Raw genomic sequence first — 19,212 nt, 5'->3', positions numbered from 1 at the left:
TCGCAATTAACCATATCAGCGAGGCGACGCCGATGAAGGACACTGGCGAAAACATCACCCCCATCGACACCTCCCGCAAACTGTCCGACGCCGTTCGCGATGTGAAAAATGCCTTCGCCGATCGCGACGATGTCGTGGTCGACATGCGCGAGGCGCACCGGATGCGGCTTGATCTGCTCGCGGCCGAGCTCGCCCCGGTCTTTGCCGACGTGCCCGCCGACATGGACAATTTCGACTTCGTCGTCTCCTCCGGCCTGCAGCCCCGCCTGTGGATCGACGCCGTCAGCCATGTCGCCATGGGGCGCGACCGCCGCACCTACCGCTTTCTCAGGGATACCCGCATCGGCCGCGTCGTGCTCGCCGAATCGACCGATATGAAACCGGTCGCCGATCAGGTCACGCGCTATGTGGCGGAGCGTATCGTCGAGCGCCAGCGCATGATGGAGGGCGGTGTCGAGCCGGCCGTCGCCGACCTGAAACGCGCCGCCGTGCCGGAAGCTGAGCCGCCCTTGCAAGCAGCCGTGCCCCGCAAGGGCTGGTCGACGTTCCTTTCCGGTCTCGGCTTAGTCGCCGCCGGCGCGCTTGTTGGCCTGGCGGTGGCGGCCGCGCTGTTTTGGGATCGCCTGATGGCGATGAAGATCAGCTTCTGATCAACGATCTGAAGGCCTCGGTGTCTGCGCGCCGAGTTCAATGACCTGCAGGTCCGATGGCGGCAAGGCCGGCCCGGTCAGGCCGCGCCGCGTCAGGCGAATCAGCCAATTGCCCTTCTCCCCGTCAATATCGAGCAGATTGTACTGTGCCGCCGGGTTCTTGCTGCCTGGCGACTGCCCGGCGGCGGCGACGCCGACGACCGGAATCCTGGCGCCGCGCCCGCCGATGAAGAACAGCGACGGCAGATGCGAATGGCCGTGCAGCACGAGTTCGGCGCCATGCCTATGAACGGTCTTGTGGAACCGGGAGATGCCGAACAGGCGCTTTTGCTGGGCGACGGCGCCGCGCACCGGCGGATGATGGATCATGATCACCCGCAACAGGCCGCGTTTGTTCGTTGCGTCGAGCACTGTCGCCAGCCTTTGCGCCTGACCTTCGAGGAAGAAGCCGTTGGCCATGAACGGCGCCGTGGCGCGCGCCGTCGAAACGCCGATCAGCGCGACATTGCCGCGTACGCGCAGATAGGGAAAAGCGTTGCGGTCGATCGGCGCAGTCACGCCGTCGCCGCTCATCCACGCCGCCCAGGAGCGGCAGACCTTGTCGAAGGCGCCCGGCACATAGGCGTCGTGGTTGCCCGGCACCACCGAGACATCCTCCGGCGAACCCAGCGTCTCAAGCCAGTGCTTGGCCATCTCGATCTCGCCGTCGAGCGCCAGATTGACCAGATCGCCGGTAACGGTGAGGTGGTCGGGTGTGCTCGCCTTCATGTCGGCGACGATGGTGTCGATGACGGCATCGTGCATATGGCGGCGGCGGTTGCGCTGCCAGTTGACGTAGCCGACGACGCGCTTGGACGCGAGTTCGCGATAGGTTACACCGGGAAGCGGCCCCAGATGGACATCGGAAATATGCGCGAGCCTGAACATCCTTCCTTCATAGGCGACGCGCTCCCCGCTTTCCACTCACTGTTTCCTGCCCATCCACGGTTTCGCTAGTCATGGCTATATCGGACCCGGAGCAGGCGTTTCGCCAGACCGGCTGGGCAGGCCTCAGGGCAAGGCTGTTCCATCTCTATTTCCTGCTGCGGCGGCCGATGACGCTGGGCGTGCGCGGCCTGATCCACGATCGCGCCTCGAACACTGTCTTCCTCATCCGCCACACCTACGTTCCCGGCTGGCAATTGCCGGGCGGGGGCGTCGAAGTCGGCGAGACGCTCGGTGAGGCGCTGGTGCGCGAACTGGCCGAGGAAGGCAATATCGCGCTGACAGCCCAGCCGGTGCTGAAATCGATGCATTTCAACCGCCGCTCCAGCCGCCGCGACCATGTCGGCCTCTATCTCATCGAAACCTTCAACCAGACCGCGCCGAAACTGCCGGACCACGAGATCGCCGAAGCAGGCTTCTTTCCGCTCGACCGCTTGCCGCATGGCACGACGCCGGCGACGCTGCGGCGGCTTGCCGAGGTTTTTGAAGGCGAGCCGGTATCGCCGTACTGGTAGGCTGTCAATCCGATGCTCACGCCGCCTGCCTGAACCGCGCCCGGTCGTGCGGCGCGCCATAGTCGAGCCCAGGCCCGACCGGCACGATGCGCGTCGGGTTGATGCTCTCGTGGCTGCCGTAATAGTGCATTTTGATGTGGTGCAGGTTCACCGTGCCGGCGATACCGGGCACCTGGTAGAGGTCGCGCAGATAGTTCGAAAGGTTCGGATAGTCGGCGATGCGGCGCAGATTGCATTTGAAATGGCCGACATAGACCGGGTCGAAACGCACCAGCGTGGTGAACAGCCGCCAGTCGGCCTCGGTGACACGCTCGCCAGTGAGATAGCGCTGTTTTGACAGTCGGCCCTCCAGCGTGTCGAGCGCCGCGAACAGCTCGCCGAACGCCTTTTCATAGGCCGCTTGCGTGGTGGCAAAGCCGGCGCGGTAGACGCCGTTGTTGACGGCTGGAAAGACCAGCGCATTGACCTTGTCGATCTCGCCGCGCAGGCCTGGCGGATAGAAATCGAGAGCGGCATCGCCCCACTCGTCGAAGGCCGAATTGAGCATGCGGATGATTTCGGCGGATTCGTTGGAGACGATGGTCTCTTCCTTCTTGTCCCACAGCACCGGCACCGAAACCCGGCCCGAATAGGCTGGATCGGCCTTGGTGTAGATCTGATGCAGGAAGTCGAGGCCGTAGAGCGTGTCGCCGGTGGCGCCATCCTCGGCCAAAAACGTCCAGCCCTCAGCACCGAGGAAATGATGCACGACTGAAACCGGGATGATGTCTTCTAGCTTCTTCAGCGCGCGAAAGATCAGCGTGCGGTGCGCCCACGGACAGGCGAGCGAGACATAAAGATGGTAGCGTCCGGGCTCGGCCTTGAAGCCGCGCGTACGACCTTGCGCCGGCGCGCCGTCGCGCGTGATCCAGTCACGCCACTGCGTCTCGACGCGGATGAACCTGCCGCTGCTATCGACATTGGCCGGACGGTCCTGCCATTTGCCTTCGACCAGCAATCCCATACGAAATCTCCTTGCGTGCCTTGGCCAATGTAGTCGCAAGGCGGCAATGTCGAAGCCGTCATCTGCTGAACAGAGCGTCACTCGTATGAAACGCCGGATGAAAACAGCCGATTGCAGCCGCCGGAAATTGATGCTAGCGGACACTCCGCATGTTCGATCTTGGCTTGATCCGGTTTGACCGACGACGAAAGGGCGCCCGCGCTTAGAAAGCGCTGACTGGCGAACGCTGCCGCTTGCAGCAACCTTTCCTCTTTATCGGACCGCGAAGACCATGAGCCTTGCCGACGTGAAATACCTGCCGGAAACTCCGGCGCATGATCCCGAAATCGAAGCCATCAACGACGAAGCCTTTGGCCCCGGCCGTTTCGTGCTGGCCGCCTACAAGATTCGCGAGACCGGCGGCCACGAGCGCTCGCTATCCTTTGTCGCCATGAATGGCGACATCGTCGTTGCTTCGGTGCGCATGACCCGCATCGCCGCCGGCGCCGGACGCGCGCTGATGCTCGGGCCGCTTGCCGTGCGGCCCGCCTTCAAAAATCTCGGCATCGGCCGCCGGCTCGTGGCGATATCGCTGGAGGCGGCCGCCAAGGCCGGCGCGCCGGCGGTGATCCTTGTCGGCGACGAACCTTATTACGGCCCGCTCGGCTTCAGAAAGATCCCCCGCGGCCAGATCTCCATGCCGCGCCCGGTCGACCTCGACCGGCTGCTGTCGCACGAGATCGTGCCCGGTGCCGTGGCGCGGCTCTCCGGCGAGGTCGGCCATGCCAACCTGGCCAGGATCGCCGAGCAGGCACCAGTGATGGCCTGAGCTCCAGGATCGGTCGCGGCAGCGGCCGCGATGGATCCCCATTGGTCAGGTTGCACCATGGCGGCGACCTCCGTAGCATGACCCGGAGCAGCACGGAGCACGCAGCATGAACCCGAACGGCCAGATTGCGATCGTAACCGGCGGCGGCTCTGGCCTCGGCGAGGCAACCGCCCGCGCGCTGGCCGACAAGGGCGCGCGCGTCGCCATTTTCGATATCGGCATCGACCGGGCATCGAAGGTGGCGGGCGACATTGGCGGCGCCGCCATCCAGTGCGATGTGAGCAGCGCCGACAGCGGTGCGGCCGCGCTCGCCGAGGTGGAAAAGAGACTTGGGCCAGCGCGCATCCTGGTCAATTGCGCGGGCATTGCCATCGGCGTGAAGACGATCGGCAAGGATGGTCCACATCCGCTCGACCAGTACCGCAAGGTGATCGAGATCAATTTGATCGGCACCTTCAACATGATCCGCCTCGTCGCCGACCGTGCCGCCAAACTCGAACCGCTGCAGGGCGGCGAGCGCGGCGTCATCGTCAACACCGCGTCGGTGGCCGCTTATGATGGCCAGATCGGCCAGGCCGCCTATGCCGCATCCAAGGGCGGCGTCGTCGGCATGACGCTGCCGGTTGCCCGCGACCTGGCGCGCTCCGGCATTCGCGTCTGCACCATCGCGCCCGGCATCTTCAAGACGCCAATGATGGCCGGCATGCCGCAGGAGGTGCAGGATTCGCTCGGCGCGGCCGTGCCCTTCCCGTCCCGCCTCGGCGAGCCGTCCGAATATGCCGCGCTCGCCCTGCATATCGTCGAAAACCAGATGCTGAACGGCGAAACCATCCGCCTCGATGGGGCAATCCGCATGGCGCCGAAATAGACGGCCATGGCGGCCGGCGCAGTGAAGACCGGTCCGCTGGCCGGCCTGAAAGTCATCGAGATGGCTGGGCTCGGCCCGGTGCCTCTGGCCGGGCTGATGTTGTCGGAGATGGGCGCCGAGGTGCTGCCCATCGAGCGCACCGGTTCGGACCAACCCCTGCTGCCGCTCTCCGATGCGTACAATCTCGACCGTCACGGCCGCTCCATCCTGCACGTCGACCTCAAGCAGGCCAAAGGAACGGAACTGCTGCTGCGCCTTGCCGAAAAGGCCGATCTGTTTGTCGAAGGCTTTCGCCCCGGTGTGATGGAGAGGCTTGGTCTCGGCCCGGATGCTGCATTGGCGCGCAATCCGGCGCTGATTTACGGCCGCATGACCGGCTTCGGCCAGGACGGGCCGCTCGCAGGTCGCGCCGGCCACGACATCACCTACCTCGCCTATTCCGGTGTGTTGCATGCCATCGGTCGGGAGGAAGGCCGGCCGGTGCCGCCGCTGAATCTGATCGCCGACAATGGCGGCGGCGCCATGATGCTGATCGCCGGGGTGCTTGCAGCGCTGTTCGAGCGCTCGCGCTCCGGCAAAGGCCAGGTGATCGACGCGGCGATGGTCGAGGGCGCTTCGATGCTGGCGGCCCCCATACACGCCTTCATGTCGGCAGGTCTGTGGAGCGACCGGCGCGGCGCCAACCTGCTCGATTCCGGTGCGCCCTTCTACGACACCTATGAGACGGCGGACGCACGCCACGTTGCGGTCGGCTGCCTTGAGCCGCGCTTCTTCGCCGCATTCGCAAGGCTGCTGCCGCTCGGCGAGGATTTTGTCCGCGGCCAATACGACAAGGCGTTGTGGCCGGACATGCGCGCGGCCATTGCCGACCGGTTCCGGCAGAAGACACGCGACGGCTGGGACGCGCTGTTTGCCGCAAGCGATGCCTGCGTGGCGCCGGTTCTGTCGCTGGCCGAAGCCAGGGATCATCCGCACAACCGGGCGCGTCACGCATTTGTGAAAGCCGGTGCGCTCGAGCGGCCCGCACCCGCGCCACGCTTCTCGACCTCGCAGCCGGCGCTTGCCGGCATGCCTGAAGATGACGATCAGCGACCTCAGACCGTGCTGGCGCGCTTCGGCTTTTCGACAGCCGAGATCAAAGCGCTTGTCAAAGCCGGCATGATTGGCCAGTAACTGGATTTAGAAAATCAACTTACCTGGTGGGCATTTTGGACCAGCCGAAGAAGGACGTCATTCGCGCGACGGACGCCGAGGCGATCAGGCTGGCCGCAACGCTGATCCGCAGCGCCCGTTTCGGCGCCCTCGCGGTGATCGAGCCTTCGACCGGCGCACCGCTGGCCTCCAGGGTCGGAGTCGCCACCGACATCGATGGCACGCCTCTGATCCTTGTCTCGGCGCTGTCAGCCCATACCGGCGCCATCCTTGCCGAGCCGCGCTGCTCGCTGCTTGTCGGCGAACCCGGCAAGGGCGATCCGCTGGCGCATCCCAGGATAACGCTGGTCTGCCGGGCGCAGCCGCTGGAACGCGGGTCGAGCGCGCATGCCCGCGCCGAGCGGCGCTATCTCAACCGCAATCCCAAGGCAAAGCTCTATGCCGGGCTCGGCGATTTCTCGATCTTTCGCCTCGAGCCGGAGCGCGCCAGCCTGAATGGCGGCTTCGGTAAGGCCTACCTGCTCGACCGTGCCGATCTCATCACCGAGGGGTTGATCGTCGACGAGCTGGCCGCCAGCGAACAATCCGCTCTCGACCACATGAATGCCGACCATCTCGACGCCATCGCCGTCTATGCCCATCATTTCGCCAGGGTTGAAGGTGATGGTTGGACCATGACCGGCTTCGATGCCGATGGCATCGACCTGGCATCGGGCGACACCGTTTGCAGGGTCTATTTTCCACAGCCATTGAAGACCGCGCGCGACCTGCGGCCGGTTCTGGTCGACATGGCCAAAGCCGGTCGTGCGCCAGCTACGCAAGGATAATCGTCATGAATCAAAAGCACGTCTTGAGATTTGGGCGAAATGATCTACGATTCAGGCGACGCTGAAATCAGCAGCGTGATCCATAGCTGAATTATAGCAGCCAACGCTATTTGCCCCCATAGCGTTTGGATGAGCAGGAAAACATGGGGCATCGATGGTCTCGACCAAACTAATCGCCAATGCCGAATCGGCGGCGACATTTCTGACCCTTATGGGCAACGAAAAGCGGCTCTTGATCATGAGCTATCTGGCCGACGGTGAAATGTCGGTCGGCGCCATCGCCGAAAAGGTGATGCTCAGCCAGTCCGCTTTGTCGCAACATCTGGCCAAGCTCAGGGCGCTCGATCTTGTCGAGACCCGCCGCGACCGGCAGATGATCTACTATTCCTGCAAGTCCGAAGCGGTGCGCGAACTGTTGCGCATGCTGGACGGCATTTTCGGGATAGGCGACTTGTCCCAGATGGCAACGCGTCTGCGCCGCGCCGGGACTTGACCTGCAGGGCTTGACTGGCGGCTCCGGTCGCTCCTTACCTCGCTGACGATTTTTCGCCGGCCGAGGTATTGATGGATCCGATCCAGATCGACGACGCGCGCGATCCGCGGGTCGCCGCCTATCTCGACATCCGCGAGCGCGATCTCACCGGCCGCCATGGCCGGTTCGTTGCCGAAGGCAAGGTGGTGCTGGACGTCCTGCTGTCAGCCGGACGCTTTGCTGCGGAGTCGGTCCTGGTTCTCGAAAACCGCCTGGCCGGGCTCCACGACATACTGCGCAAGGCCCCTGCCGACCTGCCGGTCTACGTTGCGGCAAGCGCCGTCATGGACAGGATCGCCGGCTTCCACATGCATCGCGGTATATTGGCGATCTGCAGCAAGGGCACGCCACAGCCCGCCGAGGCCTTGCTCGACACCTTGCCTGCCGAAGCGTTGATCGTCGTTCTCATCGGCATCGCCAACCATGACAATATCGGATCGATCTTCCGCAATGCCGCCGCCTTCGGCGCCGATGCCGTCTTCGTCGACGCCACCTGTTGCGACCCACTGTATCGCAAGGCGATCCGCGTCTCCGTCGGCGCCGCGTTGAAGGTGCCCTTTGCGTCCTTCGGCGACACTGAAGCTTTCATCGCGAAGCTCGGCGAGTTGGACTTCGGCCAGGTCGCTTTGTCGCCGCGTGGTGAGGCTGACATTCGCGATGCCGCGCGACCGAAACGACTGGCGCTCTATCTCGGCACCGAAGGCGAGGGCCTCCCGGAGAGGCTGCTCACTCGCCTGCGGACGGTGCGGATCGCGATGTCGGAAGGGTTCGACAGCCTGAATGTTGCGGCCGCCTCAGCCATCGCGCTGCATCATTTTTCGCGCTGATAGGGGTAGTCGGGCAATTCCAAGCCGAGGCTCGAAACTCAGCTCGGCGAGTCCGCCTTCTGCAACGCCCGGACGCGATCGGCGAGGCTGGTGGTTCCTGACCGCGTTTCCTGCGGCGCCGCCAGCGCCTTGGCGATCGGTGAATCAGGTCCTTCGAGCTTGGCCGTCAAATGGACGACCTCAGCCGCCAGATTGTTCATCTGTTCGCGCAAGGCAGAACCGGCATCATTGCCATTGCCGGGGCCATTCCCGGGCTTCGCGGATCCAGAACCGCCAAGCTCCGCCTTCATCCGCTTGTTTTCGCGGGCCAGCGTCGTCAGCCTGGCTTCGAGCCGCTCTCGGTCGCCTTCGAGCTTGGCGAGCGTCTTGTCCATGTCCTCGTTCCTGGCGCGGGCACTGTCTTGCGCACCAACCAGGCCAGCAGCCGCGGCGCCTCCTGTAGCCTCGCCCTTCACCCGCTCGCGAAGCCGGGCCAGTTCCTTTTCGCGGCGATCGAGCTTGTCCTCGCGATCGGCAAGCGTGGCGAGCAGGCGCTCGAGCTTTCTGTCGAGGTCGGCGGTTCTTTTCTTTTCGGCCTTCAAGGCATCGCGCGTGGCCTTGCCTTCGGCGACGACTTCCTGATGGCGCTTGTCGGCCTCCTTCCGCTGGCCGCGCAGCACTGAAATGTCGTTGGCAAGTTTTTCCAGCTCGGATTCGCGAGCCACCAGTTCGATCTGACGATTGCTGGAGGAGAAGGACGCGTCGTCGTACATATGTTCGAGCTTTTCCAGCTCGAGCGCGCGCTTTTCCATCATGCGCTCTGTTTGTGCAAGCCTGTCCGACAGCTGTTGTATCTGCTGCTCGCGATGCAGCAGCAATTCGTTTTTTTCCCCGAGCTCCGAAAGCGCCTGCTTCTTGTCCTTGCGCTCGACCGCCAGGCCCTTCAGCGCCTCGCGGCCGCGATTGATTTCGACGAGTTGCTCATTCGCCTGCTCACGCAGCGTCTTGATGCTGATTTCGAGCCGGCGCGTCGTCATGGCGAACTCGGCCCGCAAGCTGTCCTTGTCGGCCTGGATCTCGGCCAGCGTTCGCGGCACCGACGCCTCGACACGCTTGCGTGTCAGCGCGACCGCCCGCCGCCAGATGGCCGGCGCGACCAGCAGCGCCAGAAAGCCTGCGCACAGAAAGCCGAGGGCGAAGAACAGGATCGACTGAACCAAGGTGACTACCCGTTACGGGCGGGCCGCTATCCGGCAACCGCCAAGTCTGGACTTTGCCAATGACGCAAATCCAGCGCTGCGGCAAGGGTTTGCCGCAGCTGCACCGGGTCAGAATCTGTTGATCGGGTCGAAGTGTGGTCGGAATCGCTCAGAAAGGATTCCAGGTCGGCCTCTGCGTCAGCTTCAGATAGCCGAGATTGACGCCAAGCCGCGCGCCGACGCCGGTGCGGATCGGCACCAGCAGCACCCTGTTGTTCTGCAGCACGTTGAAGCCGACGCCGGCCACGACATAGGCCGAACCGGCAACGCCGCCGAACCGATTGTAGAGATTGCTGACGTCGTCGAGGTTATAGACGAGCATCATCACCCGCGATCCCTCGCCGCCGAAATCCCAACCGAGCGAAGGCCCTTGCCAGAACACCTTATGGTCGCCGGCATTCTTGGTGTAGAGCGTACCTTCGCCATAGGTCAGGCCGCCAATCAGCGCGCCGGATCCCTCTTCGCCGAGCAGATAGCCATTGGGCAGGCCGTAGGAGGCAAAAATCTTCTCGACGACGGTGGCGAGACCGCCCGACGTCGCGCCGAAGAACTTGTGACCGGAATCGACGATCTCCTGAGCGGTGTATTCCTGTGCCCGCGACGCAGAGGTTGAGAAAGCGAGAGCGCCCATGAGGGCAATCGCCATGAAGAAGACGCGGACAAACGTCCGGTCGTAGAATCGGGAAACCATGCTTCCAATCTCCGTCAGGGAGCACTTTCGCCGACGCCTCGCACCCCGTCCGGCTCTTTAGGCGGCCGTTAAGGATGACTGTTACGGGCAAACTATGCCGTAATCCTTTTTCAACCATTAACCTCCCACATGAACATGGCGGTTCGAAGGCTGTTTCTGACGGTCTGCGCGGGCTCCGATCCTGTGCAAAGATGCCGTTTTTCTCACAAGAATTGTGGATTGTTGCTGCACGCTCGGGCGCTGTGTATTCAGAATGCCTGGGGGGGAGAGAGCGTGATTCGGGTGGTGAGCGTGGCTGTCGGCCGCGCGGCCACCAGGATGTGAATTTTAGCAGGGATTTTTCGCCGATGGCTGAGCTTTTCTCTCTCTCCGCACCCGATCTCGCAGCGTTGTTGTGCAGCCGAGTCTGCCACGACATCATTTCGCCGGTCGGCGCCATCAACAACGGCCTTGAACTCCTGGACGAGGGCGGCGCCGACGAAGACGCCATGAAACTGATCCGGCAGAGCGCCAGAAACGCTTCGGCCCGCCTGCAATTCGCCCGCATCGCCTTCGGCGCCGCCGGTTCGGCGGGCATGATGATCGACACCGGCGATGCCGAGTCCGTCGCCATCGCCTTCCTGAAGAACGAGAAGCCGGAATTGATCTGGAACGGGGTTCGCGCCCTGCTGCCCAAGAACAAGGTCAAGCTGCTGCTCAATTTGCTGCTCGTCGCCAATGCTGCCATCCCGCGCGGTGGCAGATTGGTGGTCACGCTGGAAAACCTCGACACCGAGCCGCGCTTTGCGCTTGCCGCAAGCGGCCCGATGCTGCGCGTGCCGCCGAAATTCCTCGAACTCCATTCCGGCAACAAGCCCGAGGAGCCTATCGACGCCCATACCGTCCAGCCCTACTACACGCTGCTGCTGGCGCGTGAGGCCAACATGACGATCTCGATTCACGCGACCGCCGAAGAGATCGTGCTGTCCGCGGCCTGAGCGAAGCCGCTCGGCAGGACGTCCGAGCATCAAGAACAATCAAGTATCTTTTCCCGCTGATATTTGCGGCAATTCAGAACAAGCAAGTTTCATTGCCGGCAACGCCCCTGCCGAATGGGGCTGCAAACGACATGTTTGTAAAAACTTTACCTAACGGCTTTTCTGCTTCTTTACCAGATTGGCCTAGTGTGCATCCCGATACCCGGATGCCGCCGGTTCGCACCATGGCAAAGAGGACCCGGAAATGAAGCGCTGCATGTTTGTCGACGATTCGAGCGTCATCAGAAAGGTTGCAAAACGGATTCTTGGCGGCTCCGACATGGTGGTGATCGAAGCGGCAACTGGACTTGATGCTGTCGAGATGTGCGCTGCCGAGATGCCTGATGTGATTGTCGTCGACGGCGCCCTGCCGGACATGCAAGCGGTCGACGTCATTCGCCAGGTTCGCGCCATGGAGAGCACGATCAAACCGCAGATTCTGATCTCACTGGTCGAGGTCGATGTTGCCTCGATCATGAAGGCAAAGCGCGCCGGCGCCCAGGGTTATCTGTTGAAGCCGTTCAACCGGCCGCAACTGCTCGAACGTTTTCGTACCTTGAAGGTTGCCGCCTGACTCGGCACGTCCTCGGCCAAGAAGGACAGCAAAAAACCCGGCCTGAGCCGGGTTTTCTCATTAAATTCAATCGGATGGTGTTCGCTCAGGCGCTGACGCGGATGTCTTCCGGCTCGCGCAGCACATAGCCGCGACCCCAGACCGTCTCGATGTAGTTCTGCCCACCGGATGCTGCGTCGAGCTTCTTGCGCAGCTTGCAAATGAAGACGTCGATGATCTTCAGTTCCGGTTCGTCCATGCCGCCATAAAGGTGGTTGAGGAACATTTCCTTGGTCAGCGTGGTGCCCTTGCGCAGCGAGAGCAACTCCAGCATCTGGTATTCCTTGCCGGTCAGATGCACGCGCTGGCCGCCGACTTCGACGGTCTTGGCGTCGAGATTGACCACCAGGTCGCCGGTGGTGATGACCGACTGGGCATGGCCCTTGGAACGGCGCACGATGGCATGAATGCGGGCGACCAGTTCGTCCTTGTGGAACGGCTTGGTCATATAGTCGTCGGCGCCGAAGCCCAGGCCGCGCACCTTGTCCTCTATACCGGCCATGCCGGACAGGATCAGGATCGGCGTCTTCACCTTGGACAGGCGAAGTGTCCGCAAGACTTCGTAGCCGGACATATCGGGAAGGTTGAGGTCGAGAAGAATGATATCGTAATCATAAAGTTTACCGAGATCGACACCTTCTTCGCCGAGGTCGGTCGTGTAAACATTAAAACTTTCAGATTTGAGCATCAGCTCGATGCTCTGAGCGGTTGCACTGTCGTCTTCTATCAGCAGAACGCGCATTTCATTCCCCTTTTCTGCCGCCGGACCATGTCACGACCCATCCGGGACCGGAGCAGTGATTGCCTGAACAGAGGCTGCCATCGAATGGTTAACAAAACCTAATTCCGCACCAAGGACGGTACCAGATTTTTTAACCCCTTTCTACACCCTCTTGAATCTAATGATGAATCACAGAACCAAATCGCTAATGCAACACATTAATAAGTCGGACTAAGTGACTCAAGGGACTCGCTGGCCGGCTTCCGTATCGGGAGCCGGAATTTTTACCCGGCCTTAAGTCCTCGCCCTTATGATTAACAATGCGCGTAAACGAATGGTTACCGCCGGCAAAAAACTTTAGGGATTTGTTTCCCATAGTTCGGGGAATGCCGGTGGATACGGGCGACGCCAGGCCCTGGCGGGCGGATTGGACGATATGTGCAGGTGTGCGTTTCCGGGAGTACCGAATCATGAAGTCACGTGAAAACCTCGTTCGGCTGAAGCAATTTCAGGTGAATGAGAAGCGGCGGCAGCTGCTGCAGCTCGACATGATGATCGCCGAGTTCGAGCGCATGGCCGTTGAACTGGAGCTTCAGATCACCGCCGAGGAGAAGAAGGCCGGCATCACCGACATCAATCATTTTGCCTATCCGACCTTCGCCAAGGCGGCGCGTCTGCGCCGTGATAACCTCAGAAACTCTCAAAGCGACCTCGCCCAGCAGCGAAGTGCTGCCGAATCATTACTCGGCGAAGCTGAAGCGGAGCTTTCCAAGGCCGAGATGCTGGAATCGCGCGACACCAAGATCCGCGACGCGGAACTCGGCGGTCGCAGCGCCATGATCGGCTGACGGCAGGGTTTTAACCCGACCGGCGCCGCCTGACGCCGCGCTTTGCTTTGCGTGTAGCGCGCCAAAAGGCTCCGGCGCTGCTGATCCGGCCCGTAAGGCGGCCGCAGCTTCAGGCCCGTGCCAAATCCCTTTCCAGGTTCGCCGCCGCCCTCGCCCGCGCTTGCTTGATGTCAGGCACATGCTCTTCCGACCAGGAGCGTATCTGGGTGAGCAGCCCCGCCAGGTTCTGGCCAAGTTCGGTCAATTCATATTCGACCCGCGGCGGGATCACCGGAAAGATTTCGCGCCGCACAAGCCCGTCGCGCTCGAGGACGCGCAGCGTCTGCGTCAGCATTTTAGGCGTGATGCCTTCGAGCTTACGCGCCAGTTCGCCGTTGCGCATCTGGCCACGGCGCAGCGCACAAACCGTCAGATAGACCCATTTGCTGGCCAGCATCTCGAGCACGGCGTGCGAAGGACACGTCCGCTGGAAGGCGTCATAGCCGGAGCCGCAATCATTATCACTATCCATGAGGTGCCTATATATGGAAAAGGTACATACTGGACAAGGGAATATTACTATCCAAATGATAGTGGCACAGAAACCCCAGCAGGAGCCTCCCATGCGTGCCGTTGTCCAGAATTCAGTCGGCGGACCCGACGTCCTCGTCATCGCCGATCGCCCCGCGCCCTCGCCCAAGTCCGGCGAAGTGCTCGTGCGCGTGCATGCTGCCGGCATCAATCCGGTCGATGGCTCGGTGCGCGCCGGCTACTATCCATTGCTGGGCGAACCGCCCTTCACTTTGGGCTGGGATATTTCAGGTACGGTCGAGGCGGTAGGCCCAGGCGTCGATGGCGGCCTCAGGGTCGGTGACGCCGTGTTCGGCATGCCGCGTTTTCCCAAGCAGGCCGCGGCCTATGCGGAGCTCGCTGTGGCCCCGGCCGATGAAATCGCACCGAAGCCGCAAGGCATTGACCACAATCATGCCGGCGCGCTGCCGCTGGCCGGTCTGACCGCCTGGCAAGGCCTTGTCCGCCATGGCGGCCTGAAGCGCGGCCAGCGCGTGTTGATCCATGCTGCGGCCGGCGGCGTCGGGCATCTGGCGGTGCAGATCGCCAAGGCGCACGGCGCTTATGTCATCGCCACCGCCAGCCCGAAGAAACTCGATTTCGTCCGCTCGCTCGGCGCCGATGAAGTGGTCGACTACACCCAAGCGAGATTTCACCGCCGAGGTCAGCGACGTCGACTTGGTGCTGGAGCCGATGGGCGGCGACCATGCCGACCAATCGCTGACAGTCCTGAAGGACGGTGGCGCCCTGGTGTCGCTGCTCAATATCCACGACACCACCCGAGCCAAGGCTGCTGCGCGTGGGATCCGCGTCGAGCGCATGTCCGTCGTGCCCGACCGTGAAGGCCTCGTCGAACTTGGCAAACTGGTCGATGCGGGAAAGCTTGCGGTCCATGTGGCAAAGGCGTTTCCGCTCGAACAGGCGGGCGCCGCGCACGCTTTTCTCGCCACTAGGCCGATCGGCAAGGTGGTGCTGACGGTCTGAAGCAGGCATTACCGACAGGCAAAAGGGCGCGGTTACCGCGCCCTTTTCTGTTGTGGTCCTGGCTCTAGTGCCGGTATTGCTGGATGCGCGTCGTGCGCAGCCCGGCAAGGCCGTATTCGTCGATCGACGCTTGCCAGGACAGGAATTCCTCGGTGGTCAGCTTGTAGCGCTGGCATGCCTCGTCGAGGCTCAAAAGCCCGCCGCGCACCGCAGCAACCACTTCCGCCTTGCGCCGGATAACCCAGCGACGTGTATTCGTCGGCGGAAGATCGGCAATCGTAAGAGGGCTGCCGTCAGGCCCAATAACATATTTGACTCGCGGTCTAACAAGATCGGTCATCGTACTCTCTACTAAAAACTCAAAGACCCAATCCCCACCACATTACCGCCACAGCTTTAAAAATTGCCTAAGCGAACCCTAATGAGTAGGTAAGGATCATGAACGCCGCGTTAGTCTTTTCGTCGGCATTTGAGGCAACGGCGGGCAGGCGCGCAATTTTCCCGCAAAATCGGCACCGCCGCAAAGCTGGCGCCGCTGGTGTGGTTGACCTATATTCGCGCCACTGCCATTGAAGCGCCGCGCAGAACGAAAGAACCATGAACAGCCTCGACCTTCCCGCCAGCCCGCAAAACACCCGCATCGTCGTCGCCATGTCGGGCGGTGTGGATTCGTCTGTCGTTGCCGGCCTTTTGAAGCGCGAAGGCTATGATGTCGTCGGCGTCACGCTGCAGCTCTACGACCATGGCGCCGCAACGCACCGGGCCGGGTCGTGCTGCGCCGGCCAGGACATTGACGATGCCCGCCGCGTTTCCGAGACACTGGGCATTCCGCATTACGTGCTCGACTATGAGGAGCGCTTCCGTAAGGCGGTCATCGACCCGTTTGCCGAAAGCTACGTCGCCGGCGAAACGCCCATTCCGTGCGTCTCTTGCAATCAGACGGTGAAGTTCGCCGACCTTTTGGCCACCGCCAAGGACCTTGGCGCCGATGCGCTCGCCACCGGCCACTATATCCGCTCCGGGGCCAATGGCGCCCACCGCGCGCTGTTCCGGCCCGTCGATGCCGACCGCGACCAGAGCTATTTCCTGTTTGCCACCACGCAGGCGCAGATCGACTATCTGCGCTTTCCGCTGGGTGGGCTGTCCAAGCCTGCGGTGCGGGCCATCGCCGAAGAAATGGGGCTGACCGTTGCCGCCAAGCAGGACAGTCAGGACATCTGCTTCGTGCCGCAGGGCAAATATTCCGACATCATCGCCAAGCTGAAGCCAGCTGCCGCCAACCCAGGCGACATCGTCCATATCGACGGCCGCGTGCTCGGTCGCCATGACGGCATCCTGCGCTATACGATCGGCCAGCGCCGCGGCATCGGCATCGCCTCGGGCGAGCCGCTTTACGTCGTCCATCTCGACGCCGACCGGGCCCGTGTCATCGTCGGCCCGCGCGAGGCGCTGGAGACCCACAAGATCTATCTGCGCAACATGAACTGGCTGGGCGATCGCGCGCTGTCCGACATTCCGGCCGCCGGCATGGAGCTGTTCGCCAAGGTCCGCTCGACGCGGCCGCCGCGCCCGGCCGTGCTGCATCACCGCGCCGGCAGCACCTTTGTCGAACTGGTCGACGGCGAGTCCGGCATCGCGCCCGGACAGGCCTGCGTGCTCTATTCCGACGACGGCAACGAAGCCCGCGTCTTCGGCGGCGGCTTCATCGAGCGCTCCGAGCGCGGCGCCGAGGCCGAAGCCATGCTCAGCCGGCTCGCAGCCAGGCCGGCGCAGATTCCCGCAGAGTAAACACTACCCCTCTCGGAGACAGTTTTAGTTTCGATCTGCCTTAAGGGCAGAGTTTCGAAACGGTCTCAGGACTTTGTGTGCGTGACTGTACCCGCCGTCAGGATGCGGAGCACCCTGATGGCTTCCTCGCCGCTGGTGCGCGGCTCGGCCCGCGTCTCGATACACTGGATGAAGTGCTCGAGCTCGCGCGTCAGCGGCATGCCCTGGCCGACCGCGACATAGGACGGCTCGTTGGTGGTGAAGGCCCACTGGCCGCTGTCCTGCCACACCGCGTGGCGGTAGACGGCCAGCTTGCGCTCCCATGGCTCGACATCGTCGAACACCGCCATTGCCTTGGTGCCGACCACGGTCAGCCGCCGCTCGCGATAGGGATTGAGCCGCGAGGTGAAGAGATGGCTGCGCAAGCCATTGGGAAAACGCATGTGCAGATGCGCGAAATCGCTGAGATTGTCGAGGAGTGCGGCCCCCTCGCCCCTGACGTCGATCGGCTCGGTGCCGGTGATGGCCAGGATCATCGACAGATCGTGCGGCGCCAGATCCCACAGTGCGTCGTTCTCGGTGTGGAATTTGCCGAGGCCGAGCCGGTGCGAGTGGATGTAGCGAACCTCGCCGAGCTCGCCATTGTCGATCAGCGCCTTCAGCGTCTCGAAGGCGGGATGGAATCGCAAGACATGGCCGACCATGAACACGCGGCCGTTGTCCCTGGCCGCCTGCACGGCGCGCTCGGCGTCGGGCACGGTCAACGCAATCGGCTTTTCCACCAGCACGTCCTTGCCGGCCTCAGCGGCGCGCACGGCAAGATCGGCATGGAATTGCGGCGGCAGCGCCATGACGATGGCGTCGATATCATCACGCACGAACAGCTGGTCGGGCTCGATCGCCAGGCAGTCCTGCTCGCTGGCAAAGCCTTCGGCCCGCGCCCGATTGGCATCGGAAACCGCATGTAGCGCGCCGAGCGCCTTGAGGGTGCGGATGTGGTTGCTGCCCCAGTATCCGCAACCGAGGACTGCAATGCGCGGCTTCATCAGCTTCAAACTCTTATTTCTTGGCCGAGACATAGCGGCGTGCCCCGTCGAACTCAACCCCGGTGGCTTACCGGAGATGCCAGCCCGGCAAAGCTTTTACCGGCGACAATCTGCCGGCGCCCTCGCGCATCGATGCTTGACAGGCTCGCCCTCCCAACCTTATATCCGCGCGACCTTGGCGAACGCCTCGAAATGCCTTTCGATTTAAGGCGGATTTCGGGCCTTTCGCCGCCCTGGCGGGGTAGCTCAGTTGGTTAGAGCACGGGAATCATAATCCTGGGGTCGGGGGTTCAAGTCCCTCTCCCGCTACCACTTCCAACCCTGTACGGCCCGGAGACATGGGTAACATTCTGTACCTAAGACATGGGTGACAACCTCGTGCCGAACGGGTTGTCGATGGTTTGCAAGGTCCTTTGTTCCAGGTCGATATATCCGAGATCATAGTGCATGAAGCTGATGAGCCAAATGCCGTCGTCGACTTCGGTGATTCCGAGCCTTTGGCCGGCGAGCACGGTGGAGATGTTGATCTTCTTCCTGTGCATGCAGATGCGGCCGCAGGCGGTGACGAGAATGTCCTTGTCATGGAAGGGGTAGTCCAGCTCGGGGAGGCCTTGATAGGCTCTTGAAGAAGCTCTGTAGAGCTCGGCTGGCACTTTCATTTGGATCGCCTCGTGGGGCCTCTCGTCGTTGAATTCGCTCATGAAAGCATCGAACCGGGCCTGCTGCTGGAGGGCGTTCATGCCCGGCGGCCGCGTGGTCTCCTGCTTCAGGGTGCGGTGCATGCGCTCATGGCGGCCGTTCTGCTGCGGGTGACCGGGCTTGATGCGCTCGACGGCGATGCCGAGCCTGAGCCAGAAGACCGACAGCTTCGAGAGGTTGTAAAGGCCGTTGGGGCTGGCGAAGGGCAGGCCATTGTCGCTTCTGATCGCTTCCGGCAGGCCGCGTTCCTTGAAGAGCCGGACGAAAGCCTCGAGGACCGGAACCTCCTTTGTCGATTCAAGGGCTTCGCAGGCCAGCAGGTAGCGCGAGGCCTGGTCGGTGACCGTCAGGGGGTAACAGTATTGGCGGTTGCCGAGCTTGAACTCGCCCTTGAAGTCGGCGCACCACAGATCGTTGGGCACAACCGCCTGGGACAGTTGCGTGCCCACGGCCTTGTTCGCTCGGTTCCTCTTGCGGGCCTGGCTCACAAGGCCGTGGCGATCGAGCACGGCATGAACGGTGCTCCTGGCCGGGATGCGGACGTCGCCGGCCAGCCTGCGCACCAGCAGCTCGCGTATCTTCCTGGCACCCCAGTGCGGCTTCTCCCGCTTGCTCTCCACGATCAGCCGCTCGATCTGGTCGGGAAGCTGGTTGGCGTAGCGCACCGGCCGCCGCGAGCGGTCGGTGAGCGCATCCAGCCCGTCCTCCTTGTAGCGGTTGAAGATCTTGTAGCCGGTCTTGCGCGAGATGCCGAACTCGCGGCACACATCGCTCATGCCTTCCCCGTCGAGAAGACGAGCCACAAAACGAAGACGTTCCTCCATCACCGAACACTCTTTCCACGGCATCAACACCTCCGGCCAAAAGCCAAAAG

Annotated in this window: 22 protein-coding genes, 1 tRNA gene and 1 pseudogene; 15 read left to right on the top strand and 9 right to left on the bottom strand. The window is 62.6% G+C overall.

Annotated features, from left to right (window positions below):
* The first annotated feature begins 32 nt into the window (after positions 1-32).
* Positions 33-650, top strand: coding sequence for a hypothetical protein (locus ACYG9R_RS17995; protein ID WP_023683637.1), 618 nt, complete (start codon positions 33-35; stop codon positions 648-650).
* Here the strand turns inward: ACYG9R_RS17995 and ACYG9R_RS17990 are convergent, their stop codons facing one another.
* Positions 651-1,577, bottom strand: a complete 927-nt coding sequence (locus tag ACYG9R_RS17990; protein WP_023695843.1) for a metallophosphoesterase family protein — start codon at positions 1,575-1,577, stop codon at positions 651-653.
* Positions 1,578-1,648: 71 nt separating this feature from the next.
* On the opposite strand from ACYG9R_RS17990, the gene ACYG9R_RS17985 reads away from it, so the two are divergent.
* The gene (locus ACYG9R_RS17985; RefSeq protein WP_031195394.1) at positions 1,649-2,149 is read left to right on the top strand and encodes an NUDIX domain-containing protein; all 501 of its coding nucleotides are present in this window, start codon (positions 1,649-1,651) and stop codon (positions 2,147-2,149) included.
* Positions 2,150-2,165: 16 nt separating this feature from the next.
* Here ACYG9R_RS17985 and ACYG9R_RS17980 read toward each other — a convergent pair whose 3' ends face one another.
* Positions 2,166-3,152: a glutathione S-transferase family protein gene (locus ACYG9R_RS17980; protein WP_023823376.1), complete on the bottom strand. Its 987-nt coding sequence runs from the start codon at positions 3,150-3,152 to the stop codon at positions 2,166-2,168.
* 271 nt (positions 3,153-3,423) lie between these two features.
* Here ACYG9R_RS17980 and ACYG9R_RS17975 point away from each other — a divergent pair, with 271 nt between their 5' ends.
* The 6 genes from ACYG9R_RS17975 to ACYG9R_RS17950 all read left to right on the top strand — a co-directional run bounded on the left by ACYG9R_RS17975 (position 3,424) and on the right by ACYG9R_RS17950 (position 8,166).
* On the top strand, positions 3,424-3,960 hold the full coding sequence (locus tag ACYG9R_RS17975; protein WP_023823375.1) for a GNAT family N-acetyltransferase: 537 nt from the start codon (positions 3,424-3,426) through the stop codon (positions 3,958-3,960).
* A gap of 106 nt (positions 3,961-4,066) precedes the next feature.
* Complete coding sequence (locus ACYG9R_RS17970; RefSeq protein WP_023734990.1) at positions 4,067-4,828, top strand: 3-hydroxyacyl-CoA dehydrogenase; 762 nt, start codon at positions 4,067-4,069, stop codon at positions 4,826-4,828.
* 6 nt (positions 4,829-4,834) lie between these two features.
* Entirely contained in the window at positions 4,835-6,001 is a 1,167-nt protein-coding gene (locus ACYG9R_RS17965) for a CaiB/BaiF CoA transferase family protein (RefSeq protein WP_023823374.1), read from the top strand.
* A gap of 35 nt (positions 6,002-6,036) precedes the next feature.
* Complete coding sequence (locus tag ACYG9R_RS17960) at positions 6,037-6,807, top strand: HugZ family pyridoxamine 5'-phosphate oxidase (RefSeq protein ID WP_023823373.1); 771 nt, start codon at positions 6,037-6,039, stop codon at positions 6,805-6,807.
* A gap of 154 nt (positions 6,808-6,961) precedes the next feature.
* Entirely contained in the window at positions 6,962-7,300 is a 339-nt protein-coding gene (locus tag ACYG9R_RS17955; protein ID WP_023669951.1) for an ArsR/SmtB family transcription factor, read from the top strand.
* Positions 7,301-7,371: 71 nt separating this feature from the next.
* Positions 7,372-8,166, top strand: a complete 795-nt coding sequence (locus ACYG9R_RS17950; RefSeq protein ID WP_023691642.1) for a TrmH family RNA methyltransferase — start codon at positions 7,372-7,374, stop codon at positions 8,164-8,166.
* A gap of 38 nt (positions 8,167-8,204) precedes the next feature.
* Here the strand turns inward: ACYG9R_RS17950 and ACYG9R_RS17945 are convergent, their stop codons facing one another.
* Entirely contained in the window at positions 8,205-9,365 is a 1,161-nt protein-coding gene (locus ACYG9R_RS17945; RefSeq protein ID WP_023823372.1) for a coiled-coil domain-containing protein, read from the bottom strand.
* A 148-nt stretch (positions 9,366-9,513) separates the two neighbouring features.
* Positions 9,514-10,050 (bottom strand): DUF1134 domain-containing protein, encoded by a 537-nt coding sequence (locus tag ACYG9R_RS17940; RefSeq protein WP_245259859.1) that lies wholly within the window; start codon positions 10,048-10,050, stop codon positions 9,514-9,516.
* Between the two features lie 392 nt (positions 10,051-10,442).
* Here ACYG9R_RS17940 and chpT point away from each other — a divergent pair, with 392 nt between their 5' ends.
* Positions 10,443-11,072 (top strand): histidine phosphotransferase ChpT, encoded by a 630-nt coding sequence (gene chpT, locus ACYG9R_RS17935; protein WP_023669947.1) that lies wholly within the window; start codon positions 10,443-10,445, stop codon positions 11,070-11,072.
* 244 nt (positions 11,073-11,316) lie between these two features.
* A complete protein-coding gene (locus tag ACYG9R_RS17930; protein WP_023669946.1) occupies positions 11,317-11,685 on the top strand; it encodes a response regulator transcription factor in 369 nt (122 codons plus the stop codon).
* An 85-nt stretch (positions 11,686-11,770) separates the two neighbouring features.
* Here the strand turns inward: ACYG9R_RS17930 and ctrA are convergent, their stop codons facing one another.
* Positions 11,771-12,466: a response regulator transcription factor CtrA gene (gene ctrA / locus ACYG9R_RS17925; protein ID WP_006203583.1), complete on the bottom strand. Its 696-nt coding sequence runs from the start codon at positions 12,464-12,466 to the stop codon at positions 11,771-11,773.
* Between the two features lie 449 nt (positions 12,467-12,915).
* Here ctrA and ACYG9R_RS17920 point away from each other — a divergent pair, with 449 nt between their 5' ends.
* Entirely contained in the window at positions 12,916-13,293 is a 378-nt protein-coding gene (locus ACYG9R_RS17920; RefSeq protein WP_023669945.1) for a flagellar export protein FliJ, read from the top strand.
* Positions 13,294-13,402: 109 nt separating this feature from the next.
* Here ACYG9R_RS17920 and ACYG9R_RS17915 read toward each other — a convergent pair whose 3' ends face one another.
* Positions 13,403-13,804: a winged helix-turn-helix transcriptional regulator gene (locus tag ACYG9R_RS17915; protein ID WP_023699710.1), complete on the bottom strand. Its 402-nt coding sequence runs from the start codon at positions 13,802-13,804 to the stop codon at positions 13,403-13,405.
* Between ACYG9R_RS17915 and ACYG9R_RS17910 the strand changes: the two are divergent.
* Both ACYG9R_RS17910 and ACYG9R_RS17905 read left to right on the top strand, forming a co-directional pair.
* Positions 13,803-14,435 (top strand): annotated as a pseudogene (locus tag ACYG9R_RS17910) (NADP-dependent oxidoreductase); the annotation flags it as partial. The gene ACYG9R_RS17915 and the pseudogene ACYG9R_RS17910 overlap by 2 nt on opposite strands.
* Positions 14,347-14,826: a zinc-binding dehydrogenase gene (locus tag ACYG9R_RS17905; protein ID WP_348528129.1), complete on the top strand. Its 480-nt coding sequence runs from the start codon at positions 14,347-14,349 to the stop codon at positions 14,824-14,826. The pseudogene ACYG9R_RS17910 and the gene ACYG9R_RS17905, both read left to right, overlap by 89 nt.
* 64 nt (positions 14,827-14,890) lie before the next feature.
* Here ACYG9R_RS17905 and sciP read toward each other — a convergent pair whose 3' ends face one another.
* Positions 14,891-15,166, bottom strand: a complete 276-nt coding sequence (gene sciP, locus ACYG9R_RS17900; RefSeq protein WP_013529904.1) for a CtrA inhibitor SciP — start codon at positions 15,164-15,166, stop codon at positions 14,891-14,893.
* A 257-nt stretch (positions 15,167-15,423) separates the two neighbouring features.
* Here sciP and mnmA point away from each other — a divergent pair, with 257 nt between their 5' ends.
* A complete protein-coding gene (gene mnmA / locus ACYG9R_RS17895) occupies positions 15,424-16,614 on the top strand; it encodes a tRNA 2-thiouridine(34) synthase MnmA (RefSeq protein ID WP_023683624.1) in 1,191 nt (396 codons plus the stop codon).
* 65 nt (positions 16,615-16,679) lie between these two features.
* Here the strand turns inward: mnmA and ACYG9R_RS17890 are convergent, their stop codons facing one another.
* Positions 16,680-17,639: a Gfo/Idh/MocA family protein gene (locus ACYG9R_RS17890; RefSeq protein WP_023699712.1), complete on the bottom strand. Its 960-nt coding sequence runs from the start codon at positions 17,637-17,639 to the stop codon at positions 16,680-16,682.
* Positions 17,640-17,874: 235 nt separating this feature from the next.
* On the opposite strand from ACYG9R_RS17890, the gene ACYG9R_RS17885 reads away from it, so the two are divergent.
* A tRNA-Met gene (locus tag ACYG9R_RS17885) sits at positions 17,875-17,951 on the top strand.
* A 44-nt stretch (positions 17,952-17,995) separates the two neighbouring features.
* Here ACYG9R_RS17885 and ACYG9R_RS17880 read toward each other — a convergent pair.
* The gene (locus ACYG9R_RS17880) at positions 17,996-19,186 is read right to left on the bottom strand and encodes an IS481 family transposase (RefSeq protein WP_023823369.1); all 1,191 of its coding nucleotides are present in this window, start codon (positions 19,184-19,186) and stop codon (positions 17,996-17,998) included.
* Positions 19,187-19,212 lie beyond the last annotated feature (26 nt).

This window comes from Mesorhizobium sp. RSR565B, assembly GCF_054719465.1.
The sequence above is the reverse complement of the archived record's forward strand: the minus strand, read 5'-3'. Positions and strand labels throughout refer to the sequence as shown.